Here is an 8,487-nt window from a genome sequence, read left to right as displayed (position 1 = left end):
GATCACCGGCGCATCATTGGTGCCGGTGATGGTGATGGTGACAGTTTCAGTAGCGGAATCGCCATCCGCGTCGGTCACGACAACCTTGTAAGTAAGCGTGATTACATCGCCCGAGCCGAGCGCATCCAGGTCTAGCGCGGAGGCATCGTACGACCACGTCCCGGTTGCCGCGTTCGTGATAGCAAAGGCGGCCTCGATCGCAGCAGCGTCCAGGCTCGCCGGTAGCGCCGAGGGGGCCCCGCCGTCGGGCGTATAGGAAAGCGTGGTTTGCGACTCATCGGTATCTGCCGTCGCTCCATCGGCCGCCTTGAAATCAATATGGCCAGTCGACACGAGCGTGCCGTCTTCGGTGACCGCACCCGCAAGGTCGCTCGTACCAAGGAGCAGGACAGAGTCGTCGTCGACGTTGATCGTCAGCACGCCAGACGCGGTATCGCCGTCGCTGCTGACGGCATCGTACCCAACCGTGACGACAATGTCGTTTTCGTCACCACCGGGCGGATGGAGCCACGGCGCCAACTGCGTAACCTTATACGCGCCGGTGGCGGGATCGGTGATCTCGATCTTGAGGACGTTCGTCCCGTTCTGCGCAATGATGATGAGCGTCGGTGTCAGGGTGACAACCGACAGGGTTGGATCCGATGGAAGATCGACGCCGGTAAGCTTGACCGTCCCGATTGAATAAGTGTGCGACAGGATGCCCGTCGTATTGAGGGCGTCATCGTTGTCGCCGGTGCCGCCGGCACCGCCATTGGGGAAGGTGTCGTCGTCGACGTAAACAGTCGCATTTGGCCCCGTGGTTGCTGCGCCCTGTTCCAACATCTTCACAGAACCATTACGTGTCGTGTCGATGATGCCGTCGCCATTGGTGTCGAGGCCGACCGACGTGATGCGGACACCGAAATTGACGTTGGCAAAGTCTGCAAGAGTCAGTGGGGCGGCGTTGCTGTCCAGGGTGAACTCGTAAGCGCGAACGTCATCGCCTTTGGCGCCGACACCTTCGCTTCCGATTTCAATTCCGAAATCGAAGCCTTTGTCGCTTCCAAGCATGCCGTTCATGTTGTTGCTGTTGCTACCGGCAGTGGACACCGTGTCGTTGCCGCTTGTCCAGGCCGAGGTTGTCGATACGACCGAGCCGTTGGCGAGCGTCATCTTCGAGCCGGAGACACTCAGAGTTCCGAGAAGACCCTCATTGGCCAGATCCATGAAGAAGCCGCGCAGGTCGCCGAGATAGTTCATTGCTCCAAGGAGCTGAGTTAGCGTGATGGTCACGGTTCCGTCGGCGTTTTCACGGATGTTAACCTGGACCACGGGCGTCCCGCCGCCCGTCGACTGATCGTTGATGGTGAAGGTCATATCGGCCATTTCAATACTCCTCGATCCAGGCAGTCCCGGTCGCCGTTGCAACGTCGAAATGCATGAAGGTCAGGGGAGCACAGGCACATCTTTGGCGCCCGCCAGCGGCAGTATTCTTAGCCATGATGTCCAAGCCCCCGATACAGGCCCCGAACGACTCGGGGCAAAGTTAAGTCGGCATTAACTTTCGATAATTAACTAAAGATAACAAGAATTAAGATTCAAATCCGTTCCAAAACGAGACAAACCGTTAATCGCACTGCTCCAGCGGTGCTTACCTTGCCCCTCTAAACCCTTTCGGCTATGCGCGCCCCGTCCGGCGGGTGGTGGATCCCGCGGATGCCCGTCATTTGAGGCGAGCGCGTAGGGTACGGAGGGAAGCCTTCCGGCTCTCACGCGCCGTTTTGCATGTAAGGGCATTCGCAGGCCGCAACCTTCAGGATGCGCCTTCGGCATGGGGCCGGAGGGGCGGCATATTGGGTTTCCAGGTCCGCTTTAAGGTAGTCCGGCCACGGTGGCCGGCGGCGGCATGAAAATCTGAAGTTCGAAAGTACACTCATTTTATGGCCAGCACGGCATTTCCGAGCCGCGACGATTTCGCGGCGCTTCTCAACGAAAGCCTGGGCGGCGAAAACGAGGCCTTTGAAGGCCGCGTCGTCAAGGGCACCATCACCGCAATCGAAAACGACCTCGCCGTCATCGACGTCGGACTGAAGAGCGAAGGCCGCGTCCCGCTGCGCGAATTCGCCGCGCCGGGTCAGAAGGCCGAGCTGAAGGTCGGTGACGAAGTCGAAGTCTTCGTCGACCGCGTCGAGAATGCGCAGGGCGAAGCCATGCTGAGCCGCGATCGCGCGCGCCGCGAAGCTGCTTGGGACAAGCTCGAGAAGGAATTCGAAGCCGGCAACCGTGTCGACGGCGTCATCTTCGGCCGCGTCAAGGGCGGCTTCACCGTCGACCTCGGCGGCGCAGTGGCGTTCCTGCCGGGCAGCCAGGTGGACATCCGTCCGGTTCGCGATGTGCAGCCGCTGATGGACCTGCCGCAGCCGTTCCAGATCCTGAAGATGGACCGCCGCCGCGGCAACATCGTCGTGTCGCGCCGCGCCATCCTCGAGGAAACCCGCGCCGAGCAGCGTTCGGGCCTGATCCAGTCGCTGGCCGAAGGTCAGGTGATCGACGGTGTCGTCAAGAACATCACCGACTATGGTGCGTTCGTCGACCTGGGCGGCATCGACGGCCTGCTGCACGTCACCGACATCAGCTACAAGCGCGTCCAGCACCCGAGCGAAGTCATCGCCATCGGCGATACCGTCAAGGTGCAGATCATCCGCATCAATCGCGACACCCAGCGCATCAGCCTCGGCATGAAGCAGCTTGAGTCCGATCCGTGGGAAGGCGCCGCCGCCAAGTATCCGCTGGAAGGCGTGTTCAAGGGCCGCGTGACCAACATCACCGAATATGGCGCGTTCGTCGAGCTGGAGCCGGGCATCGAAGGCCTGGTCCACGTCAGCGAGATGAGCTGGACCAAGAAGAACGTCCATCCGGGCAAGATCGTCAGCACTTCGCAGGAAGTCGACGTCAAGGTCCTGGAAGTCGACGAAGAGAAGCGCCGCATTTCGCTCGGCCTCAAGCAGGCCCAGTCGAACCCGTGGACCGACTTCGCGGAGAAGTTCCCGGTCGGCGCGACCGTCGAGGGCGAAGTCAAGAACTCCACCGAGTTCGGCCTGTTCATCGGCCTTCCCGGCGACGTCGACGGCATGGTTCACATGTCGGACATCGCGTGGGGCGTGTCGGGCGAGGAAGCGCTGGCGCTTCACCGCAAGGGCGAGACTGTCAGTGCCGTCGTGCTCGACGTCGATGTCGAGAAGGAGCGCATCAGCCTTGGCATGAAGCAGCTTGAGCGTGGCGGCGTGGTCGCTTCGGGCTCGGGCGGCGTCAACAAGGGTGAAACCGTCACCGTCGAAGTCCTCGAAGTTAAGGACGGCGGCCTCGATGTTCAGGTGGCCGAAGGCGGAGCGACCGGCTTCATCAAGCGCACCGACCTCGGCCGCGACCGCGACGAGCAGCGTCCGGAACGCTTCCAGGTCGGCCAGAAGTTCGACGCTCTCGTCACCGGTTTCGACCGTTCGAAGAAGCCGAACTTCTCGATCAAGGCGCTTCAGATTGCCGAAGAAAAGCAGGCAGTTGCGCAATATGGTTCGTCGGACAGCGGTGCTTCGCTGGGCGACATCCTTGGCGCCGCGCTGAAGGAAAAGGCCGAGGCTACTTCGAAGAAGAAGTAAACCTAGGTAAACCTTTGATGGTGTGACATTTTGTCCCGCCACGATACGAAATGGAGGGGCGTGGATGCAGCAATGCATCTGCGCCCTTTTCCTTTCCGTAACGTGCTGATACGCAATGCCCCAACGCCGGGGGGAGCTGGCGCCAAATTTCTAGATTCTTGCGGGGAACTCGATGATCCGTTCCGAGCTGGTGCAAAAGCTGTGCAACGACTTTCCAGACCTTAGCCAACGCGAGGTCGAAAATGTGGTGTCGGCGATTTTTGATTCCATTACCGATCAACTGTCCAAGGGCGGCCGTGTCGAGCTGCGCGGGTTTGGCGCCTTTTCGACCCGTCAGCGCGATGCCCGCACGGGCCGCAATCCGCGGACTGGCGAGGCGGTCGACGTGGACGCCAAACGGGTGCCTTATTTCAAGCCCGGCAAGGAAATGCGCGAACGGCTGAACCTGAACGGGGAATCTGCCGACTGATTGCCATCCCGAAAGTCCGGGGGCACATACGGGTCACAAGCGGACGTGGCGGAATGGTAGACGCTGGAGACTTAAAATCTTCTGCCCATTGGGCGTGCGGGTTCAAGTCCCGCCGTCCGCACCAGCATTGAATTCCAGTCAGTCCGGGGGACTGACGAATTCAATGCTCCGAGCGAAGCGAGGCAAGGGCCCACAGGCAATCTGGGGGATTGCCGAGGACAGCGATCACGAGTGAAGCGAGGGGCGAATTCCAATCAGTCCGGGGGACTGACGAATTCAATGCTCCGAGCAAGGCCAGGGCAGGTGGTCCAATCAGCCCGCGGGACTGATGAACTCAATGCTTGGTGGCTCTGGCTCGATACCTCCATAGCTGAGGAAAATATTAATTAATCGCAGTTAAACCTGCGGATCGTGACCAGTATTTCGTCAAGTAAGTCCGCGTTGCGGGACTTTAATCGCTCGCTCGCCAATGCACGGCGGGACGTGCTGCTTCTGTCTATCCTAATTGCCGCGGTCTTCCTGCTGATCTGGAACGGAAGTGAATTCTTCGCGCGAGTGACGAAGGCGGAGACCGGTCTCGGTCCGGGCCTCAAGGTCGCATTGATCGCGCTGACCTTGAACGTTGCGCTGATCCTGTTCGGCTGGCGGCGCTACGTCGACCTCCAGCACGAAACCGAAATGCGCAAGGAGGGTGAAGCCCGCGCGGCTCTTATTGCATCGACGGACGGCATGACCGGATTGCTCAATCGCAAGGGCTTCGCCGACAAGGGCGAGGATCTGCGGCAAACCGCGGCGGCCGAGGGAGAGCAGCTTGTCATCCTCTCGATGCAACTGAACCGGTTCAAGGCGATCAACGATCGTCACGGCTATGACATCGGGGACCAGGTCCTGCGCATGATTGCTTCGGCAATGGAGCAGACCGCCGGACCCGGGAACCTGGTGGCGCGACTGGCCGGCGACGAGTTCGCGATCGCCCTTGCCGCACCCCGAGCGAAGGTGGCGAACGCCTGGATTCTCGCCGAGGAGCTGCTGGCGGCGGTGACCCGGCCGATGGAAATCGAAGGCAAGCTGGTGCAGATCGGAGCGTTCCTCGGCATCGCTGCCGCTGAACCGTCCGATGCCCAGATTCCAGACCTGCTTCGGCGGGCCGACATCGCACTCACCCGTGCCAGCTCGACCCGTTCGGCTCGCCCAATCTGGTTCGATGAAGGGATGGAACGTGAGCTGCTCGTCCATAGCGAGATCGAGCAGGGCATCCGCTACGGCCTGGACCACGGCCAATTCCTTCCTCACTACGAGCCGCAGGTCGAACTGCTGACAGGCGAAATCGTCGGGTTCGAAGTGTTGGCGCGCTGGGATCACCCGCTCAGTGGTATGATCGGGCCGGATCGTTTCATTCCGGTGGCGGAAGAGCATGGCCTGATCGGACGGCTGTCGGAGCAGATCATGCTCGCGGCAATGACCGAAGCAGCCACGTGGGACCCGACGATCAAGCTGTCCGTCAACATTTCCCCGATGCAGCTGAGCGATAGCTGGCTGGCCCAGCGCATTGTTCGTCTGCTGGCCGAAGCGGGATTTCCGGCGGAACGGCTAGTGGTTGAAATCACCGAAAGTTCGCTGTTCGCCGACATCGATCTGGCACGAACGATCGTCACCAGCCTGAAGAACCAGGGTATCAGGCTGGCGCTAGATGATTTCGGCACCGGCTTCTCGTCGCTGGCGCACCTTCGCTCGCTGCCGTTCGACGTGATCAAGATCGATCGGAGCTTCGTTTCGACGCTGACCAAGGATCCGGAAAGTTCCGCGATCATTCGCGCGGTCGCAACGCTGGCCGACGGCATTGGCGTTCCAGTCACGGTCGAGGGCATCGAGGATGCCGCCACGCACGCCGCGGTCGCCGGAATCGGCTGCGCGGTCGGGCAGGGTTGGTATTTCGGCAAACCAATGAGCGGCGATCAGGCAACGGCTCTACTGCGTTCGCGCAAGAGCGGGCCCTCAGCGGCTCCGCCCATCTACCGAAAAGCCGCCAGCTAAGAAGGCCAATGTCCCGTCGTGGGACGCGTGGATCGCAGCGCGATTTAGAGGCGTTGAAGACGTGGTAAAAATCACGTTAAGAAGTCTTCAATGCAAGCTAATGATCGCCTTCAACGTGTCTTGCGGGTCCGACAATTGGGCGGTGCGACCGCTGCTGTAGCGGACGAAATTCCGTCTACGCTGCTAAGCGATGCCAAATTGTTCGCGATGACCTTCGCCTGCGGGTTTCTGTTTACGACCATTTTCCTGGCCTAGGGGCCGACGCCGGCGTTCAATCGCAGGCGAGATGAAGTTTCCAGCCCAGCCAGGCCGAGATCACGGTCGCTCCCGCAACGATCAGCAAGCTATCGGCCACGGTTACCCCCAATTGCACGGCGGCGGTCAAAATCAGCGTTGCCGCGACCATCAGACCGGAATTGACGATGTTGTTGGCCGCGATCGTCCGTGCGGTTTCCGATTTGGGCACGGTGGTCGTGAGGAAAGCGTAGAGCGGCACGACGAACATTCCGCCCGCCACCGCCACACCCAGCAAATCGACGACGATCATCCAGCTATTGGGCATGGCGAGGAAGGCATGGAGATCCCGAAGCTCGGCTTCAGGTGCGGGCCATCCCTTGACCCGTCGATAAAGGTCAAGGACGAACAGGCCCATCAGCAGGGCGGAAATGGGTGAATAGCGTGCGGATACCTGCCCGCCCAGCAAGCGGTTGACCGCGACCGACCCGATTGCGACCCCAACCGAGAAGGTGGCGAGGAAGAGCGTTGCCACCGTCTGGTCAGCACCCAAGGCATTCTTGACCAGAGGCGGGAACTGCGCGGCGAGGACCGCGCCCATGGCCCAGAAAAAGCTGATCGCGATGATTGCCAGGAACAGCCGGGGAATGTGCAGCGTGTTGCTGACCAGCGTTCGAGATGCGCGGATGATGTGCCAGTCGAAATGGAACGGCGGTGCATCCGGAGCCGGCGGGGCGGCGGGCACGAAATGGCCGGAAACCCGGCCTATCGCCGCCACGACCAAAACCGCGACGGCTGCGAATTCGGCGTGGAAGCTGCCGTCCGGCCGCTGCAGTACGAGCACGCCGCCAAGCAACGTCCCGGCGAGGATGCCGATATAGGTTCCGGCCTCTACCAGGCCGGTACCGCCCAGCACCTCATCCGATTGGAGATGCTGTGGAAGAATCGCGTATTTGATCGGACCGAAGAAGGTTGAGTGGACGCCCATGGCGCACAGTGCCGCAAGAAGCAGCGGGACATTGTGCAGCAGCAACCCGCCCGCACCGACGATCATGATCAGGATTTCGGCCGTCTTGACGATGCGCACGATCTTCGCCTTGTCGCGCTCGTCCGCGAGCTGTCCGGCGAGGGCGGAGAGCAGGAAGAAGGGCAGGATAAACAGGCCGCCGGCAATGGCGCTGAATGTCGCTTCCTGTTCAGGGTCCTGGTAGATGCCGTAGATCACAAGCATCACCATCGCAGTGCGGAACAGATTATCGTTGAAGGCGCCCAGGAACTGAGTGACGAAAATCGGCAGGAAGCGCCGGGTTCGTAATAGGTGTGCACTGTCCTGCATCGTACTTCCGCCCCCTGATAGCGCTATTGCTACTGCCCGCAAGCGGCGGTTTTTTGACTCTGTGCAACTCGTCGCGTTTGCCCTAGCGAATTGGCTGATGCTGACGCTGCCAAACCTGCTGACGCTGTCGCGTATCCTGGCGGTGCCGATTCTGGTGTTCCTCCTGTGGCGGCCGACTCCCATCGATTACGGGATCACGTTCGTCCTCTACTGCGTCGTTGGAATCACCGATTATTTCGACGGCTATCTGGCGCGCGCGCAGGGGCGGATTTCGCGGCTCGGCCAGTTCCTCGACCCGATTGCCGACAAGATCATGGTTGCGGCCGTCATTGTCATGCTGATCGCCAGCCGGAAAATGTCAGGCGAGCCGATCATCCACGGGCTGCACATCATTCCGGCCCTCGTCATCTTGCTACGCGAGATCATCGTATCGGGTCTTCGCGAATTCCTGGCACCGCTGAACGTCAGCATGCCGGTCAGTGCGCTTGCGAAATGGAAGACCACCTTCCAGCTGGTCTCACTCGGCGCATTGATCCTTGGCGGAGCATTCCCGGGCGAACTGTGGGTTCACAATGTAGGATTGGCCAGCTTGTGGGCTGCGGCGGCCCTGACGCTGGTCACTGGCTATGACTATCTTCGGATCGGCCTGAAGCACATGGATTGAGCATTTCGCCCGGCATGTCGCTGTGCGGTCGCCACTGATCGATTTTCCAACTTTCTCTGACGAACTTATCTCGTTTCCGCCCGTTCAACTCGCGGCCTAGCGTCGGCGCAAAATT

At 60.7% G+C, this 8,487-nt stretch carries 6 protein-coding genes and 1 tRNA gene; 5 read left to right on the top strand and 2 right to left on the bottom strand.

Annotated features, from left to right (window positions below):
* Positions 1 to 1,365, bottom strand: a 1,365-nt coding sequence (locus LZ496_RS12915; RefSeq protein ID WP_249905131.1) for a VCBS domain-containing protein, incomplete at its 3' end; no start/stop codon positions are given.
* Between the two features lie 554 nt (positions 1,366 to 1,919).
* On the opposite strand from LZ496_RS12915, the gene rpsA reads away from it, so the two are divergent.
* The 4 genes from rpsA to LZ496_RS12895 all read left to right on the top strand — a co-directional run bounded on the left by rpsA (position 1,920) and on the right by LZ496_RS12895 (position 6,138).
* Positions 1,920 to 3,635 carry a 30S ribosomal protein S1 gene (gene rpsA, locus LZ496_RS12910; RefSeq protein ID WP_249905130.1) on the top strand — a complete coding sequence of 572 codons (1,716 nt, stop codon included), beginning with the start codon at positions 1,920 to 1,922 and terminating at the stop codon, positions 3,633 to 3,635.
* A gap of 172 nt (positions 3,636 to 3,807) precedes the next feature.
* Positions 3,808 to 4,104 carry an integration host factor subunit beta gene (locus LZ496_RS12905; protein WP_249905129.1) on the top strand — a complete coding sequence of 99 codons (297 nt, stop codon included), beginning with the start codon at positions 3,808 to 3,810 and terminating at the stop codon, positions 4,102 to 4,104.
* Positions 4,105 to 4,143: 39 nt separating this feature from the next.
* Positions 4,144 to 4,228: transfer RNA gene (locus tag LZ496_RS12900), tRNA-Leu, on the top strand.
* A 359-nt stretch (positions 4,229 to 4,587) separates the two neighbouring features.
* Positions 4,588 to 6,138, top strand: a complete 1,551-nt coding sequence (locus tag LZ496_RS12895; protein WP_249905128.1) for a putative bifunctional diguanylate cyclase/phosphodiesterase — start codon at positions 4,588 to 4,590, stop codon at positions 6,136 to 6,138.
* 271 nt (positions 6,139 to 6,409) lie between these two features.
* Here the strand turns inward: LZ496_RS12895 and LZ496_RS12890 are convergent, their stop codons facing one another.
* On the bottom strand, positions 6,410 to 7,708 hold the full coding sequence (locus tag LZ496_RS12890) for an MFS transporter (protein ID WP_249905127.1): 1,299 nt from the start codon (positions 7,706 to 7,708) through the stop codon (positions 6,410 to 6,412).
* A gap of 97 nt (positions 7,709 to 7,805) precedes the next feature.
* On the opposite strand from LZ496_RS12890, the gene pgsA reads away from it, so the two are divergent.
* Positions 7,806 to 8,372 (top strand): CDP-diacylglycerol--glycerol-3-phosphate 3-phosphatidyltransferase, encoded by a 567-nt coding sequence (gene pgsA, locus LZ496_RS12885; protein WP_249905126.1) that lies wholly within the window; start codon positions 7,806 to 7,808, stop codon positions 8,370 to 8,372.
* Positions 8,373 to 8,487 lie beyond the last annotated feature (115 nt).

It is taken from the genome of Sphingomonas caseinilytica, assembly GCF_023516455.1.
In the GTDB taxonomy this organism is placed as follows: Bacteria; Pseudomonadota; Alphaproteobacteria; order Sphingomonadales; family Sphingomonadaceae; genus Sphingomicrobium; species Sphingomicrobium caseinilyticum.
The sequence above is the reverse complement of the archived record's forward strand: the minus strand, read 5'-3'. Positions and strand labels throughout refer to the sequence as shown.